Here is a 16,002-nt window from a genome sequence, read left to right as displayed (position 1 = left end):
CGCGAATTCTCGAGCCCCGCCATGTCCGGCAGCCCGCCTCATGGGCTTTCGCGTACCACGGAATGTTCGATCACGAAGTCGACGAAGGCCTGTTCGGCCCGCGACAGCCCGCGCTCACGTCGCCAGGCCAGCGACAGGTCCAGCCAGGCGGGTTCACTGAAGGAAATGGCGGTGAGGTTGTTTTCCTCACGGTCATCCTCCACCACGCGCTTGAGGAAGGTGGTGATACCGAAGCCGCGTGACACGATCGCCTTGTTGAGCGCGATCAGGTTGGATTCGAAGGCGATACTGGGAATCAGACCGTGCTGGCTTGCCAGACGTTCGATGAAATCGCGATGGAAATAACCGCGCTTGAAGACGACCAGCTCTTCAGCGAAGAACGCTTCGAGGCTGATGTGCTCCCGTGTCGCCAGTGGGTGGTCGTTGGGCAGGCAGACCACCATCTCTTCGCGCAGGAAGTGCTGGCTGACCAGCCCGCTGGTGGCGCTGCCGGGGTGTTCCTCGACGATGACGCCCAGATCCAGCTCGCCATTGTCGATCATCTTGCGAAGACTCAGGGTGCCGCCCTCGATCACGCTCAAGGTGATATCAGGGTGGCGCGCCTTGAAGGCCATCAACAGGGGCGGGAAATAGTAGGACCCCAGCATCGAGGACACGCCGATGCGTACCTCACCTTTGACCAGGCCATCCAGTTCGGCCATGGCCAGGGCCGCTCGCTGCGCCTGTTGCAGCAGAGAGCGTGCATGCACGAGCAATGTCTCACCGGCGGGTGTCAGACTCACGCCCTTGGTGCCACGTATCAGCAGCGGCTGGCCCAGCCGGGACTCCAGGTTGGCGATCGACTGACTGACGGCCGACTGGGCCAGTTGCAGCGCCATGGCGGCGGCGGTGAAGCTGCCGCGCTCCGTGACACTCACGAAGATCTCCAGTGCCCGCAGATCGAAGGGCAGTTTCATGTCGCGCTCTTCATGTCTGACGTCATCCTCATCCGTCTCCCTTGTCCCCGACCCTGACCGGCGTCCCTTGCGGCCATCACGCCGTCCAGTCCCCCGGACGTCATTCACCATGCGCAGGCGGTCTGACGGCGTGAGGCCTGCAGGCCGGTGGGTCAGGCTCATGGGTATCACTTTTGCTGATGGCTGGCATCATGTCGAGCTATTTTACTGATGGTGTTCGAGGGCGCAGACTCACGCCATCCCCATGATTGACTGCAGGTACCTGATGGCTTCATCGCTGAGTGCGTCTTCCACCGCCCCATCCGACTCGGGGCATCACGATACTGCCGGGCAGCCAGTGCTGCCGTCCCCTCTCAAGGCGCATGGCCGTGATTGGCGACGCATGACCCAGGCGTTGTGTCTGGGCTCCTTCGTCGTCTTCATCAATCTCTATGTGGTGCAGCCGATGTTACCGCTGCTGGCGACCGACCTTGGCCTGAGCTCGCTGCAGGCGAGTCTGTCGTTGTCGGTGACCACCCTCACGCTGGCACTGGCGTTGCTGGTCTTCGGCCCGCTATCGGATGCGCTGGGACGGCGACGTCTGCTGCTCTGGACATTGGCCGGGGGGGTGGCCTGCTCGGGACTTGCCTTGCTGGCTGAAGGTTTCTGGTCGTTGTTGGCAGTACGTGCGTTGCAGGGCTTTCTGCTCGGGGGCTTGCCGGCGGTCGCGGTCGCCTACATGAGCGATGAGATGGAACAGCCGGCGTTGATGGCTGCGGTGGGGCTCTATATCAGTGCCAATTCGCTCGGCGGCATCAGTGGGCGGGTCGCTGGAGGATTCGTGGCCGAGCACTGGGGCTGGCAGATGAGTTTCGCGGTGATTGGCGGTATCAGCCTGTTGCTGCTGGCGGCGCTGTGGCAGTTGCTGCCGCGTCAGCGACGTTTCGTGGCACAGCCCTTCCATCCGGCCAGCATGCTGGCAGGGCTGGGGCGCCATCTGCGCAATCCGCGGCTGTGGCCGGTGTTTCTGCTCGGTGGACTCAACTTCTTCATCTTCGTGAATCTCTACAGCTACATGACCTTTCGCCTGAGCGCGGCCCCCTGGTCTCTGGGGAGCCAGTGGTTGGGATTGCTGTTTCTGACCTATCTGGCAGGCACCTTCGGTGCCTCGCAGTCCGGCCGGTTGGCACAGCGTCTGGCCGCCGGGCGTGGGCAGTCACTCGTGCAGGGAGCGCAGCGACAGGAGGAGCAGGATGGTGCGCAACGCCGCGGCCAGGCACTGACCATGATGCTGGGCACCGCGCTCTTGATTCTCGGCACTCTGGTCACGCTGAGCCATTCGTTGATCGGCATGCTGGCCGGCCTGAGCCTGAATGCCTTCGGCTTCTTCCTGGCACATGCCACCGCGTCGGCCTGGGTCGGGCGCAATGCCGAAGGGGCGCGGGCCAGCGCCAGCGCGCTCTACCTGACGGCTTACTATCTCGGGGCGAGCCTGGGCGGCTTCTGGCTGGAGCCCTTCTGGCAGCAGGCAGGGTGGCCAGGGGTGGTGGTGGGTGGCGTCAGCGTTCTGCTTGTCACCCTGGGGTTGGCGATGCTGTGCTGGCGACGGGCCACGCCGCAGCATTGATATCCACCGTGAGATTCTTGCCTGACACGCAAACGGCTCGCCATCTGGCGAGCCGTTTGCGTGTCAGTGGCAGGCGAGGCGACTCGACGGTGAGACTCAGTGCGCCGGGGCGTCATCTCCCCAGATTTCCTCAAGACGGTCATCACGGCCACACCCCGCGCGATAGAAGCGATAGCGCACCGGGTTCTTCTGGTAGAAGTCCTGGTGATATTGCTCGGCGGCATACCAGGGGCCCGCTGCCTCGATCTCGGTGGCGATGCCTTCGGGGAATCTGTCCTTCAAGTCGTCGAGGCTCGCCTGGGCGGCGTCTTGCTGTGCTTCATCCACCGGATAGATGCCACTGCGGTATTGGGTGCCGGCATCGCAGAACTGACGATCCACCGCGACCGGGTCGATGTTGTGCCAGAAGACCTCCAGCAGGGTGTCATAGCTGACCTTTTCAGGGTCATAGACCACCTTGACCGCCTCCGTATGGCCCGTCCTGCCGGCCGAGACCTGCTTATAGGTGGGATTGTCCGTCTCGCCTGCCGTGTAGCCGGACGTCGTCGAGATCACGCCGTCAAGCTTGTCGAAGGGGCCTTCCATGCACCAGAAGCAGCCACCGGCGAAGATGGCGACCTCCTGGCCTTGAGTGACACCCTCGGCGACGCCTCTGGGCGCCTGTTCCGGGTCAAAGGCATTGGCGTGGCCGGCAATCAGCAGACCGCCAAGTAGGCTGGCAAGCGGTGTGAGACGTTTGAGCGCAGAGGAGGGGAATCGCGTGTATCGGGTCATGGTGTCTCCGGGAAAGGCGTCGTTCCTTCGAGGTGAGAACACGGAAATCTCCATGTCTCGATGGGCCGCGAGGTGGCTTGCCTTGCCATTCCCTCACTGCCTGTATCAGGGAACTACGCGAATCAACGCGGGATGGATGCGAAGATGTCGAATGAAACGGTACTGTTACCGTGATCATGATGAGGTCGTTCGCGTCATCATGACCTGATGAGTGCATCCAGTCAGCAACGCGTCTCGTAAGGACACGGTACATCCCAATGACATGCCCATGACGGCAGGAATCGAAAAGGAAATCGCCAGTGAATAAACGCAAGTTACTGCTTCTGGGCGCCATCGTCGCTGCCATCGTGGTCTTCTTTGCCAGTGGGGCACAGGACTACTTCACTCTGCAGAGCCTCAAGGCCAGTCAGTCGGAATTTCAGGCACTCTTCGAGGAATCGCCGTTCAAGGTCGCGGGTACCTTCTTCGTCGTCTACGTGGCAATGGCGGCACTCTCGCTGCCGGGTGCGGCATTGCTCACCCTGCTGGGCGGCGCTCTGTTCGGGTTTGGCTGGGGTCTGTTGTTGATCTCCTTCGCCAGTACCATCGGTGCCACCCTGGCCTTCCTCATCTCCCGCACGCTGTTGCGCGAAAGCATCGAAAAGCGCTTCCGTCGTCAGCTGGAATCCCTGAATCGCGGGGTCGAGCGTGAAGGCGGCTTCTATCTGTTCACGCTGCGTCTGGTGCCGGTCTTCCCGTTCTTCATCGTCAATCTGGTGATGGGCCTGACCCGCATGCGTGTGGTCACCTTCTATGTGGCAAGCCAGCTGGGCATGCTCGCCGGTACCGCCATCTACGTGAATGCCGGTCGTGAGCTGGGTCAGCTGGAGTCGCTGTCCGGCATCCTCTCGCCGGGGCTGATCGCCTCCTTCATCGCGCTGGGCCTCTTCCCGCTGATCGCCAAGAAGATCGTCGGCGTGCTGCGCAAGCGCAAGCAGCAGGCGGCCTTCGACAAGCCGAAGACCTTTGACTACGACATGGTCGTCATCGGTGCAGGCTCCGCCGGGCTGGTGACCAGCTATATCGCCTCTGCCGTCAATGCGCGTGTCGCGCTGATCGAGCGCCACAAGATGGGCGGTGACTGCCTCAACACCGGCTGCGTGCCCTCCAAGGCGCTGATTCGTGCCGGGCGTGCGGCTCATGAGATTCGTCAGTCCCAGCGCTTCGGGATCACCGCCAATGAGCCGGAAATCGACTTCGCCAAGGTGATGGGGCATGTGCAGGACGTGGTCGAGAGTGTCGAACCGCATGACAGTATCGAGCGTTACGAGAGTCTGGGCGTGGAAGTCCACACCGGCAACGCCAGACTCAGGACGCCCTGGGAAGTGGAAGTCGATGGTCGCGTGCTGACCACGCGCAACGTGGTGATCGCCACCGGTGCCCGCCCGCGTGTTCCTGCGATCCCCGGTATCGAGCTGATCACGCCGCTGACCTCTGACAATCTGTGGGATCTCAGGGTGCAGCCCAAGCGTCTGGTGGTGCTGGGCTCCGGCCCGATCGGCATGGAACTGGGGCAAAGCTTCGCGCGCCTGGGCAGTCACGTCACCATCATCGAGGGTGCCCCGCGGGTGATGCCGCGTGAAGACGAGGAAGTCAGCGCGCTGATGCACGAGCAGCTGGCCGGTGAGGGCGTCGATCTGCGCATCAATTCCACCGCCACGCGCATCGAGGTGCTCAAGGACAAGGACAGTCAGCCGATGCGCCATCTGGTCGTGAGTTCTCCCGACGGCGAGGAGAGCTGGATCGAGTTCGATGAGCTGCTGGTGGCCATTGGGCGCGAAGCCAACGTCGAAGGCTTCGGTCTGGAAGAGCTGGGCATCGCGGTCTCCGAGCGCGGCACCATCGATGTCTCCGAGTCGCTGCAGACGCTGCAGCCGAACATCTGGGCGTGTGGCGATGTCGCTGGCCCCTACCAGTTCACCCATGCGGCAGGTCATCAGGCATGGCACGCCGCGGTCAATGCACTGTTCGGCGGCCTGAAGACCTTCAAGGTCGATTACCGCATCATGCCGATGGTCACCTACACCGAGCCGGAAGTGGCGCGGGTCGGCCTCAACGAGACCGAAGCCAAGGCGCAGGGCTATGACTATGAAGTGACCCATTACGAGATGGGCGAGAGTGACCGTGCCCTGGCCGAGCGTGCGACGGAAGGCTTCGTCAAGGTGCTCACCGAGAAGGGACGCGATCGTATCCTGGGCGTGACACTGGTCGGTGCCTATGCGGGGGAATGGCTGGCGGAGTTCACCATGGCGATGAAGCATGGCATCGGTCTCAACAAGATCCTGTCCACCATCCATCCGTATCCGACACTGTCCGAGGCCAACAAGGCGGCAGCAGGCATGTGGAAGAACGCCCACAAGCCGGAAGGCGTGCTCAAGGTGCTGGATCGTTACTTCACCTGGCGCCGCAATGGACGCTTCGAGCCGACCAAGACACGCCAGGCGGATGACGCCACCCCTCCCGTGACGGTCGACAAGCACTGATCCTTTCCCATGCCGCGAACCTGCTCGTTCAGGGTCGCGGCATCTTGCTATCAGGAGAAACCTCCATGGCTACGACATGTCTGCCGGGGCGACGTCGCGCACTGGCATTGATGGGTGGGTCACTGGTGTTGATGGCCGGCATGAGTGCCATGCCCTGGGCCACGTCACTGGCGTACGCCGCCGATGCCGCCAAGGGGCGGGCAGTGCCGATGCTGGCTGCACTGGAGTGGAACGTGATCGCCGACAAGGCACGCGGTCAGCGCATCGACTTCCACGCCTGGGGCGGGAGTGAAGCCACCAACGCCTCTCTGCGCGCCCAGGCAGAGATCGCGGCACGTGAGCACGGTATCGAGGTGCGTCACGTCAAGATTGCCGATACCGCCGAGAGCGTCTCGACCTTGCTGGCCGAGAAGGCGGCGGGGCGCAGTGATGGCAGTATCGATGTCATCTGGATCAACGGCGAGAACTTCCGCGCGCTCAAGCAGGCCGAGCTGGTGTGGGGACCCTTCGTCGAACGCCTGCCCAACAGCGAGTATCTGCTCGAGGAGATCGGTGCGCGTGACTTCGGGCTCGCCACCGAGGGAATGGAGGCGCCATGGGGGCGTGCCCAGCTGATCTTCATGTACGACAGTGCCTTGCTGGAATCGCCGCCACGTTCGATGCGGGCGCTGCTGGACGTGGCGAAGGCCAACCCCGGGCGCGTGACCTACCCGCAGCCACCGAGCTTTCATGGCACCACCTTTCTCAAGCAGGCGTTGCTTGAGTTGATGCCAGGCGAGCAGCGTGAGCTGCTGGCTGCGCCGGTGGCGAGTGATGCTCTGTTCGCTGAGGTGACCGCACCGCTGTGGGACTATCTCGATGCACTGCATCCGCTGATGTGGGCGCAGGGCGAGCGACAGCCAGCCGGCGCCGAGGAGCAGATGAAACTGCTGGCTCAGCGCAGTGTCTGGATCGCGCTGAGCTTCGTGCCCCAGGAAGTGGCCAATGCCCGTCAGGAAGGGCGGCTGCCACCGACCATTGAGCCGTATATCCATGACGGCGGCACTCTCGGCAATGTGCACTATCTGGCGATTCCGGCCAGTGCGCCTCACAAGGCGGCCGCATTGGTGTGGGTCAACCAGCTGATGTCCGCCGAGGCACAGGCTGCCAAGGCGGACCCCTCACGCTGGGGTGACGAGACGGTGCTGGACGTGACGCGCCTGCCGGCGACACAGCGCGCTGCCTTCGACGCCTTGCCGGAGCTTGCGGGTGGCATGTCGCCCGAAGCGCTGGGCACGCCGCTGAGCGAGCCGCATCCCAGTTGGACCGATGCACTGGAGGCCGAGTGGGCGCGACGCTATCGCAACTGACGCAATGGCTTGCCGAGCGCTGGCGCGCTGAGCGCCCGGCGGGGCGCCTGGCATTGACACCGGCTCGCCTGCTGCGCTGGGCGGTACTGCTGTTGTTGCTCGGCCCCACGGCGCTGGGGCTGGCAGGACTGGTCGCACCGGCCTTCGGGCTGTGGCCGGCGCTTGGCTTCGAGGAGGTCTCGGCGATCGCCTGGCAGCGCTGGTGGGCCTTGCCGGGACTGGCCGACGGACTGCGCCTGACCCTGGTCAGCGGGATCGGCGGCACGCTGCTGGCGGTACTGCTGACCATGGGCTGGCTGGCCGCGGCCGCCGGTACCCGTTTCGGCGAGCGCCTCGAACGTTTGCTGGCACCGGTGCTGGCGATGCCGCATCTGGCGCTGGCACTGGGGCTCTTGTGGCTGGCCGCTCCCAGCGGCGTGCTGATGCGACTGCTGCTGGCACCCTTCGAGGTGCTGGTCCCCCCGCAATACCCTCTGCCGGACGCGCATGGCATCACGCTGGCGCTGGGACTGGCACTCAAGGAAGCGCCGTTTCTGATGCTGATGGCCCAGACGGCGCTCTCGCGTCTGCCGGTCACCGCGCAACTGCAGGCGGGCCAGGCGCTCGGCTACAACATCCCCCAGCTGCGCTGGCGAATTCTGATGCCGCAGGTGATGCGGGCCATCGCCCTGCCCATCGGTGCCGTGCTGGCCTATTCGCTGGCGGTGGTGGATGTCGCTCAGGTACTGGGGCCGACACGTACGCCGACCCTGGCGGTGCGTCTGGTCGAACTGTGGCGTGACAGTGACCCGAGCTCACGTCTACCGGCCAGTGTCGGGGCACTTCTGCTGGCACTGCTGGTCATCGTGGTGATGGCGCTGGGTGCCGCTGTGGGACGTTATCTGTTGAATCGCCATCGTGACTGGGTGCTCGACAATCCTGCACCTCGGGCGGCAGCACGCCCGGGGCGCAAGGGGCAGCGCGGGCGCGTGATCCGCGTCCTGCTCGGCACGGTGACGGCAGTCTCGCTGCTGGCCTTTGCCGTGATCGCCGTTCAATCGCTGGCCAGAAGCTGGTTCTTCCCGTCACTGCTGCCGGCTCGCTGGGGGCTGGAAAGCTGGCAACAGGCGCTTTCAGGACTGGGTGGAGCCTTCAGCAACAGCCTGTGGCTCGCCGTGCTGGTCGCCACCCTGGCGGTGATGCTCAGTGTGGCGGTCTTCGAGCGTGAGCGTGAGGTGGGTCGCCTGCGAGGCTTCGTGGTGTGCCTCTACCTGCCGTTGCTGCTGCCTCAGGCAAGCTTCCTGTTCGGTTTCCAGGTCGGCTGGCTGAGCCTCGGCGCGGATCCGGGCTGGGTGGGGGTGGTGATCGGCCATCTGCTGTTCGCCTTGCCCTATGCCTGGCTGACGCTGGCCGGCCCCTGGGCCCGCTTCGACGTGCGCCTCGAGCAGGCAGCACGACTGCTGGGGCGCTCGCGGCTTGAGGTGCTGATCGGCATCCGGCTGCGCTTGATGCTCAGGCCTCTGGCCATCAGCTGGGCAGTGGCCTTCGCGGTCAGCATCGCGCAGTACGTGCCGACGGTGGTGCTGGGCGGTGGACGCGTCCCCACCCTGACCACCGAGACGCTGGCGCTGGCCACGGGGGCGGATCCTCGCCTGACGGCGGTCGCGGCCTGTCTGCAGGCCTGTCTGCCGCTGCTGATCTTCCTGCTGGCGAGAGCCGTGCCTGCCGGGCGCGCGCTGGCACCGATACGTGGCTGATGCCTGACACCTTCCCCATTCAATCATTCTGGAGTCGATGAAGCATGCTGGACAAGTGGACCTCACGCTGGGTACAGCCACCCCTGAAGCGCCTGGCACGTAGCGCAGCGGAACGCGGTCTGCATCCTGACCAACTGACGCTGGCTGGCTTCGTCATCGGCATGCTGGCATTGCCGCTGCTGGCCTATGGGCAATTCGGACTGGCACTGATCGCGATCCTGATCAATCGGGTGGTGGATGGGCTGGATGGTGCCCTGGCGCGTCATGCGGGCTTGAGCTCGGACGCCGGCGGCTTTCTGGATATCTGTCTTGATTTCCTGTTCTACGCCGCCGTGGTGGTGGGCTTTGCACTGGCAGACCCGACCACCAATGCCATGCCGGCCGTGGCGTTGCTGTTCGCCTTCGTGGGCACGGGATCCAGCTTTCTGGCCTTTGCCATCATGGCGGCCAAGCACCAGCTGGAGCGCCCCAACTTCACCCGCAAGGCCTTCTATTATCTGGATGGCCTGACAGAAGGCACCGAGACGATCGGCTTCTTCGTGCTGGCCTGTCTGATGCCGCACCATTTCGCATGGCTGGCGTGGATCTTCGCGGCGGCATGCATCCTGACCACGCTGACGCGCGTATGGGGAGGGTATGTCACCTTGCGGGCCCAGGACCGCAGCGAGCAGCACGGCACCGACCCGGACTGATGCGTGCCAAGCGCGGTACCTGGCCCTGCAGGTGACTCGTCCCGTCATCTTTTTTCATCGCGTTGTTCAAGCGCTCCGGAGTCTTGCCAATGAAAACCACTTCCCGTCAGTTGTCTTGCTTCCTCCCCATGCTCGCGGCAGTCGCCTCCAGTGGCCTGCTGGCGGCGGCGATGCCCTCCGCGGCGCTGGCGGCTGACCAGACCTTCACGCCGGCCGAGATTCTCGCCTGGGGCGAGAAGACCTTCGAAGGCCAGACCGTGTATCGCGTGGTGGAGCGCGAAGGCCGGCCCGCTCTCGAGGCGCGTGCTCAGGGGCAGGCCTCCGCACGCTATCTTGAGGAAGATATCTCGCTCGAGGAGACGCCCTATCTGAAGTGGTGCTGGCAGGTGGACAGCATCTATCCGGGCGTAAACGAGAAGACCAAGGGAGGGGATGACTACCCGGCGCGCCTCTATGTGGTCAACAAGACCGGCATCCTGCCGTGGCAGGTAGAGGCCATCAATTACGTCTGGTCCAGCAGTGAAGCGAAGGACAGTCATTGGGACAATGCCTTCACTGACCGCGCCGTGCTGCTGGCGGTGGAGTCCGGTGACCAGAAGGTGGGGCAGTGGGTCGCCGAGGTACGCGACCTGCGTGCCGACTACTCGGCGCTGTTCGGTAGCACGCCAGACGAGATAGCCGGGCTTGCGTTGATGGCTGACGGTGACAATGCCGGAGGCGACGCCACGGCGCTGTTCCGTGGGCTGAGCCTTTCCAGTGATGCCACGCCGCCCAGCTGCGGCGCCTGATCTGCAGAGCGAGCCTTCGGGAAGCCTCATCACAGACAGCATCATCAGAACCGGGCTTCAGAACCGGGCCTCAGAACTGGGCCTCAAAACCAGGTTTCAGACATGAAAAAGCCCCGCGACCGAGAATTCGGTGGCGGGGCTTCAGGTTCAGGCGTCACACATTCTCGTGTGAAGCACTCATCAGGCGACAGAACCACCCGATGAGGGAAGGGGCGGAGCTTAGTGCTCCACGCCACCTTCACCGTGAACGTGGCCGTGTTCCAGCTCTTCGGCGGACGCTTCGCGCACGTTGGTGATCTCGACGTCGAAGTTCAGGGTCTCACCGGCCAGCGGGTGGTTGCCATCGACAGTGACGGTGTCGCCTTCGACCTTGGTGACGGTGACCATCAGCGGGCCACCCTGGGTCTGTGCCTGGAACTGCATGCCGGCTTCGATCTCTTCGACGCCCTGGAAGGCTTCACGCGGCACTTCCTGCACCAGCGCTTCCTGGACATCACCGTAACCTTCTTCCGGAGAGACAGCGACTTTCAGCTTGTCGCCGGAAGTCTTGCCATCGAGTTCCTTCTCGAGGCCCGGAACGATGTTGCCGGCACCGTGGATGTAGGCCAGCGGCTCACGGCCTTCGGAGCTATCCAGCACTTCACCTTCGTTGTTGGTGAGGGTGTAGTGGAAGGATACGACGGCATTCTGGGCGATTTGCATGTTGAGGGCCTTTCGATAGGTATATGAACGGTCAATGGTAACGTGACCCTGAGGTGGCTGTCAGGGGGCTACGAGGAAAAATCCCGCGTATCGCGTGGCTTGCAGCTTGTTGAACAGCCATCCTGCAGGGCATGTCATCCACGTCACCGTGTCTTGAAATACTAGGTGACGCCCTGAAGGAGACTTTTCAACCCGGTCCCCGAATTTTTTCTTGCCTGTTGCCCCGGGTGAGACTACACGCCTGCGCGAGCTTCCAGGGCGGGAAGGCGACGGGCATGGAGGAGAGAGGGGCTTGAGGAAAGATTGAGGGAAGAAGGAAAGGGGGAGGAACAGGAGAGAAGAAAGAGGAGAACACGAGAGAAGAAAGGGGGAGCTGGCCGCGCTTCGCTGTACGAGGCAGGGCAACTTCAGGCGCCAATCACGGTCTCATGACCAATGACCGACAATGGTTGGTGCTGTCCGCTTGCGAGGGCATCGGGGGGCCGTTACTCTGCCTGTTCAGACTGCGAATTCTGACGTGGGCCTTTCGTTACCGGCTCCGCTCGCAAGGTCTGCCCCGTGGCCGCTGGCGGGAAACGACAATCACATGTTCCATGCGACCCTATCTTTCAGGAGAGAATTTCGATGACCGTGACACTGATCTGGCTGGTGAGCTTCGCCGCGCTCTTCATGCTGTGCTTGAACCGTTGGGAGGGCTCGCTGGGTGCCACCGTCAAGCGCATCCTGCCGGATGCCCTGAGCATCGACAGCGGTGATCGCTATGTCTGGGGCGCAGCGCTTGCCGTGCTGGGCGCTACTTTCATCGTCAACCCCATTTCCATGCTGATGGCGCTGATCATGCTGGCACTGATCGCCTTCATCGGCGGCAAGCTGATCTGCTGGGGCATGAGCAAGGTCAAGATGCACTGATCTGCCTTTATCATCCCGGGAGGCTTCAGTCCGCGTGTGACGCGCTGATCCGTTGCCTCCCACGGACACACGAAGGCCGGGCATCTGCCCGGCCTTCGTGTGTCTGGCACGCCTGTTCTCACCGTCGGTCTCTGGTCTTCACAGCCAGGTGGAGAGCGTGATGGAGCCGAACTGATCGCTTTCCTGTTGGGTCTCGAATTCGTGCGTGCGCCAGACGTTGACGAAGGCGAGCTGCCAGCGCTGCCAGCTCAGGGCAAAGCCGAGCTGGACATCTCCTACCAGCGGGCGACGGTCCACCGAGTCACTGTCCTCAAAGCTGTTGCCGTCCAGCAGCATGTTGCGCGCCACGGCACGGCCTTCCAGATTGGCGAACAGATACCAGGCGAATTCACCATCCGGCTCGAAATACTGACGCCCACTCTGGGAGGGAGCGACGGTCGGGATGCCGTAGCTGCGTGACAGTCCCTGGCCGATGCGCACACCGCCCCCCACGCCAGCGTAGGTATACAGGTTGCCCAGCGCCATCGAGGCAGAGGGGCCGTACTCCATTTCCAGGCCCCCCAGGCTTGCCGGCAGCCACAGCTGGCTCTGCCAGCCGGCATTGACCACGGCTTCATTGTGAAGCTGATGGTCCCAGCCCTGCGGGTCATCACTGCCGGTGATCTCGTGGACTCCCTTCTGCGCCTTCTCGGCACCTGAGGCGGGACCGACGATGCCGAGATCCAGATTGAAGGTATCGACCCGTCGCCAATCCTCTCCCTCTTCACCGGCGAACAGCGAAAGGCCACCGAACAGATAGCCCGCATAGGGGCGGTCATCCTCGTTTGGTTGCTCGCGCGTGATGTCGTTGGGGGTATAGATCTGCTGTCCGAAGCGATAGGCCGTGGCATCCAGACGTGCAGCGCTGAAACCGGGCACCCAGTCCGCGAAGGCGCGAGACCAATGCTGATCCGGTGTCGCGAAGGTATAGCTCAGCGCAAACCCATTGGTGTAGTGGCCGTCATCGCCGGAGGCGAGAAGGTCATTCTCGACCTTGAGAGACAGCACGCCACCCTCGTCCTCGTCAGCCTCCACGATGGGGGCCAGCGCCACCGCGCCGAGCATGATCAGCGCCAGCCCCAGCCGTCGCGTGGAGAAGGCGGGAGCTATCTGCGGGACATGGCGGGTGACGATAGTCGCGCACGGACTCTCATTACCATAACGGCGGTGTCCGTGGGAGGAACTGGTCAAGGATGACGCGCTGCAAGGCGTCTGGCGGGCGCTCTGAGGAGAATCTGTAGGACGGGCAGTGACGGGACGCATCGCAACTCCTGGGACGAAAAGTTGTACACAGAGTCTAGTTAAGCTGCATGTGTATAACTTTGCACAAAAAATCACGATTTCATAGCCTGTTAATCAATAGATGACCAATGGATCACTCCGTACGGCGCGCCGCTCATGCGTGAGGAAGAGAAAGAGAGAGCAAGGGAAAGAGAAAGAGAGAGGAAAATATCGATACGCCAGCGTCAGGCGCGTGCGAGGGACCAGGCAAGCGCATGAATACCGGGAAGGCGAGGGCAGCAAGCAAAGTCGCAAAACGGCAGGAGCCTCTTGAGTGCAGAGAGGCCTGCAACAGAAGTCGTTCAGGGAGGGAAGACACTGAATGGCTGGCACCCGGCAAGGGCACCAGCCATCAAGAGGATCAATACGGGGCGACGCTCAGGTTGGCACCGTAGCCGACCAGGCGGACACGCTGGCCAACCGAGAAGGCGGTATCGGCCTTCTGGACGACGATGAGGCTGTCGCCAGCATCGCGACGCACCTCGATCTCGTAGGCGTCGATCTGGTCGACGTTGTCAGCGATAGACTTGCCCGCGACGCTACCGCCGATGGCACCGGCGGCGGTGGCGATCGCGCGGCCGGAACCGCCACCGATCTGGCTGCCGAGCAGGCCGCCGACGACCGCGCCACCCAGGCCGCCAAGCACGCCGCTGCCTTCATCCTGTGCCTGGATCTGCACCGGGCGCAGCGAGGTGATGGTGCCGTAGCTGACGGACTGTGCGCGCTTGGCCTGATCGCCGGTGTAGACGTTGCCGGAATAGATATCGCTGTTCGCGCAGCCACCCAGTGTCAGCAGGCCAATGGCGATCACTGGCAACCAGCGTGCCGAGCGTTTCGCGTCAGGACGTCGTTGTGAGTGGGTCGGGAAGCTCATGATGTATTTCCTCGCAGGAAGCGGTGCAACATTCGGTTGTGATGAGGTCATGGGGTGTGGAGGCCGATGACGACGGATGAGAGAAGCTGGCTGGCACGTCCGTTGGCCGCCACCGTGTCGTTGCGCTGTCGAGGGCCGAGGCAATGCCCTCGTGACAGTGCAAGAACACTGTTTCCTAACAGTATAGACCACGTCGCCATTCTCGGGTTCCCCTGCACGCCATCCCGGGCGGGAGCACCCGTGCCACTGTTGCGTCGCGCCCCATGCACCGAATTCTGGAACGACGAAGACACGCAAGCCCGCGTGAACGGGCTTGCGTGTCTTCGGATGGTGACCCTCGGTCAAGTCTCTGTCTCGCCGAGGGTTGTCTGCTGTCTGCAGGGAAGTGCTGGGATCAGAACTGGTCTTCCTCGGTAGAGCCGGTGAGGGCGGTGACGGAGGAGTTGCCACCCTGGATGACATTGGTCATGTCATCGAAGTAGCCGGTGCCGACTTCCTGCTGGTGTGCCACGAAGGTGTAGCCCTTCTCGGCTGCGGCAAATTCGGCTTCCTGTACCTTCTCGACGTAGTGCTTCATGCCTTCGCCCTGGGCGTAGTCGTAGGCGAGATCGAACATGTTGAACCACATGTTGTGGATGCCGGCCAGGGTGATGAACTGGTACTTGTAGCCCATGTCCGAGAGTTCCTGCTGGAACTTGGCGATGGTGGCGTCGTCGAGGTTCTTCTTCCAGTTGAAGGAAGGCGAGCAGTTGTAGGCCAGCAGCTGATCCGGGTATTCCTTCTTGATCGCTTCCGCGAAGCGGCGTGCTTCCTCGAGGTCCGGCTTGGCCGTCTCGCACCAGATCAGGTCGGCGTAGGGCGCGTAGGCCAGACCGCGTGCGATGGCCTGATCCAGGCCGGCATTGACGCGATAGAAGCCTTCGTCGGAGCGCTCGCCGGTCAGGAACGGCTTGTCGTAGTCGTCGACGTCAGAGGTGATCAAGTCAGCGGCGTTGGCATCGGTACGCGCGATGACCAGCGTCGGCACGCCGGCCACGTCAGCGGCCAGACGCGCGGCGACCAGCTTCTGCACCGCTTCCTGGGTCGGCACCAGCACCTTGCCCCCCATGTGACCACATTTCTTGACTGACGCCAGCTGGTCCTCGAAGTGCACGCCGGAGGCGCCCGCGCGGATCATGGCGGTCATCAGCTCATAGCCGTTGAGTACGCCACCGAAGCCGGCCTCGGCATCCGCCACGATGGGCGCGAAGTAGTCGACGAAGCCGGCATCGCCCGGATTGGCCCCTTTCTGCCATTGGATCTGGTCGGCGCGACGGAAGGTGTTGTTGATGCGCTTGACCACGGTCGGCACGGAATCCACCGGGTAAAGGGATTGATCCGGGTACATGGCCTCGCTGGTATTGTTGTCAGCGGCGACCTGCCAGCCGGACAGGTAGATGGCTTCGATACCGGCCTTCACCTGTTGCATGGCCTGGCCACCGGTCAGGGCGCCAAGACAGTTGACGTAGCCCTTCTTGGCATCACCATTGACCAGTTTCCAGAGCTTTTCGGCACCACGCGTCGCCAGGGTGTTGGCTTCCTGGACGGAGCCGCGCAGGCGCACCACATCCTCTGCGGAATACGGGCGTGTCACGCCTTCCCAACGTGCATTTTCGGCCCAGTCCTTTTCCAGCGCTGCAATCTGTTCGGCACGTGATTGAGTCATGGTGCATCTCCTGATGGCTTCGTCGCAGGGCCTCGAGGGCGCCTGGCATGTCGTGGTGTCTTGTGTCTG

Annotated in this window: 13 protein-coding genes; 7 read left to right on the top strand and 6 right to left on the bottom strand. The window is 63.1% G+C overall.

The window, feature by feature from the left end; genetic code table 11:
• Positions 1-38 precede the first annotated feature (38 nt).
• Complete coding sequence (locus PJK54_RS13405) at positions 39-956, bottom strand: LysR family transcriptional regulator (RefSeq protein WP_176493515.1); 918 nt, start codon at positions 954-956, stop codon at positions 39-41.
• Positions 957-1,221: 265 nt separating this feature from the next.
• On the opposite strand from PJK54_RS13405, the gene PJK54_RS13400 reads away from it, so the two are divergent.
• A complete protein-coding gene (locus tag PJK54_RS13400) occupies positions 1,222-2,562 on the top strand; it encodes an MFS transporter (RefSeq protein ID WP_271303145.1) in 1,341 nt (446 codons plus the stop codon).
• Between the two features lie 96 nt (positions 2,563-2,658).
• Here the strand turns inward: PJK54_RS13400 and msrA are convergent, their stop codons facing one another.
• Positions 2,659-3,336, bottom strand: coding sequence for a peptide-methionine (S)-S-oxide reductase MsrA (msrA, locus tag PJK54_RS13395; protein WP_141392648.1), 678 nt, complete (start codon positions 3,334-3,336; stop codon positions 2,659-2,661).
• A gap of 299 nt (positions 3,337-3,635) precedes the next feature.
• Between msrA and PJK54_RS13390 the strand changes: the two genes are divergently transcribed.
• The 5 genes from PJK54_RS13390 (at position 3,636) to PJK54_RS13370 (ending at position 10,423) form a co-directional block, all read left to right on the top strand.
• Positions 3,636-5,858, top strand: a complete 2,223-nt coding sequence (locus PJK54_RS13390; RefSeq protein WP_077375383.1) for an FAD-dependent oxidoreductase — start codon at positions 3,636-3,638, stop codon at positions 5,856-5,858.
• A gap of 65 nt (positions 5,859-5,923) precedes the next feature.
• The gene (locus PJK54_RS13385) at positions 5,924-7,207 is read left to right on the top strand and encodes an ABC transporter substrate-binding protein (RefSeq protein ID WP_271303144.1); all 1,284 of its coding nucleotides are present in this window, start codon (positions 5,924-5,926) and stop codon (positions 7,205-7,207) included.
• Positions 7,183-8,943, top strand: coding sequence for an ABC transporter permease (locus PJK54_RS13380; protein ID WP_271303143.1), 1,761 nt, complete (start codon positions 7,183-7,185; stop codon positions 8,941-8,943). The genes PJK54_RS13385 and PJK54_RS13380 overlap by 25 nt, the downstream gene beginning before the upstream one ends.
• A 44-nt stretch (positions 8,944-8,987) precedes the next feature.
• Entirely contained in the window at positions 8,988-9,635 is a 648-nt protein-coding gene (locus PJK54_RS13375) for a CDP-alcohol phosphatidyltransferase family protein (RefSeq protein ID WP_271303142.1), read from the top strand.
• An 89-nt stretch (positions 9,636-9,724) separates the two neighbouring features.
• Positions 9,725-10,423, top strand: coding sequence for a DUF3047 domain-containing protein (locus PJK54_RS13370; RefSeq protein ID WP_271303141.1), 699 nt, complete (start codon positions 9,725-9,727; stop codon positions 10,421-10,423).
• 219 nt (positions 10,424-10,642) lie between these two features.
• On the opposite strand, the gene PJK54_RS13365 is transcribed toward PJK54_RS13370, so the two are convergent.
• Entirely contained in the window at positions 10,643-11,125 is a 483-nt protein-coding gene (locus tag PJK54_RS13365) for an FKBP-type peptidyl-prolyl cis-trans isomerase (protein ID WP_065392558.1), read from the bottom strand.
• A 624-nt stretch (positions 11,126-11,749) separates the two neighbouring features.
• Here PJK54_RS13365 and PJK54_RS13360 point away from each other — a divergent pair.
• Positions 11,750-12,034: a hypothetical protein gene (locus tag PJK54_RS13360; RefSeq protein ID WP_077375371.1), complete on the top strand. Its 285-nt coding sequence runs from the start codon at positions 11,750-11,752 to the stop codon at positions 12,032-12,034.
• A 138-nt stretch (positions 12,035-12,172) separates the two neighbouring features.
• On the opposite strand, the gene PJK54_RS13355 is transcribed toward PJK54_RS13360, so the two are convergent.
• The 3 genes from PJK54_RS13355 to aceA all read right to left on the bottom strand — a co-directional run bounded on the left by PJK54_RS13355 (position 12,173) and on the right by aceA (position 15,933).
• Complete coding sequence (locus tag PJK54_RS13355; protein ID WP_205632729.1) at positions 12,173-13,264, bottom strand: lipid A deacylase LpxR family protein; 1,092 nt, start codon at positions 13,262-13,264, stop codon at positions 12,173-12,175.
• A gap of 451 nt (positions 13,265-13,715) precedes the next feature.
• On the bottom strand, positions 13,716-14,228 hold the full coding sequence (locus tag PJK54_RS13350) for a glycine zipper 2TM domain-containing protein (RefSeq protein WP_077375365.1): 513 nt from the start codon (positions 14,226-14,228) through the stop codon (positions 13,716-13,718).
• A gap of 394 nt (positions 14,229-14,622) precedes the next feature.
• Positions 14,623-15,933: an isocitrate lyase gene (gene aceA / locus PJK54_RS13345; protein ID WP_077375362.1), complete on the bottom strand. Its 1,311-nt coding sequence runs from the start codon at positions 15,931-15,933 to the stop codon at positions 14,623-14,625.
• Positions 15,934-16,002 lie beyond the last annotated feature (69 nt).

It is taken from the genome of Cobetia sp. MMG027 (assembly GCF_027947415.1).
Taxonomy (GTDB): Bacteria; Pseudomonadota; Gammaproteobacteria; order Pseudomonadales; family Halomonadaceae; genus Cobetia; species Cobetia marina.
The sequence above is the reverse complement of the archived record's forward strand: the minus strand, read 5'-3'. Positions and strand labels throughout refer to the sequence as shown.

Excerpts from the sequence above, each read along its gene's own strand:
- PJK54_RS13385 (WP_271303144.1), top strand. The coding sequence starts at position 5,924 with ATGGCTACGACATGTCTGCCGGGGCGACGTCGCGCACTGGCATTGATG.
- PJK54_RS13365 (WP_065392558.1), bottom strand. The coding sequence starts at position 11,125 with ATGCAAATCGCCCAGAATGCCGTCGTATCCTTCCACTACACCCTCACC.
- PJK54_RS13405 (WP_176493515.1), bottom strand. The coding sequence starts at position 956 with ATGAAACTGCCCTTCGATCTGCGGGCACTGGAGATCTTCGTGAGTGTC.
- PJK54_RS13375 (WP_271303142.1), top strand. The coding sequence starts at position 8,988 with ATGCTGGACAAGTGGACCTCACGCTGGGTACAGCCACCCCTGAAGCGC.
- PJK54_RS13400 (WP_271303145.1), top strand. The coding sequence starts at position 1,222 with ATGGCTTCATCGCTGAGTGCGTCTTCCACCGCCCCATCCGACTCGGGG.
- aceA (WP_077375362.1), bottom strand. The coding sequence starts at position 15,933 with ATGACTCAATCACGTGCCGAACAGATTGCAGCGCTGGAAAAGGACTGG.
- PJK54_RS13360 (WP_077375371.1), top strand. The coding sequence starts at position 11,750 with ATGACCGTGACACTGATCTGGCTGGTGAGCTTCGCCGCGCTCTTCATG.
- msrA (WP_141392648.1), bottom strand. The coding sequence starts at position 3,336 with ATGACCCGATACACGCGATTCCCCTCCTCTGCGCTCAAACGTCTCACA.
- PJK54_RS13370 (WP_271303141.1), top strand. The coding sequence starts at position 9,725 with ATGAAAACCACTTCCCGTCAGTTGTCTTGCTTCCTCCCCATGCTCGCG.
- PJK54_RS13350 (WP_077375365.1), bottom strand. The coding sequence starts at position 14,228 with ATGAGCTTCCCGACCCACTCACAACGACGTCCTGACGCGAAACGCTCG.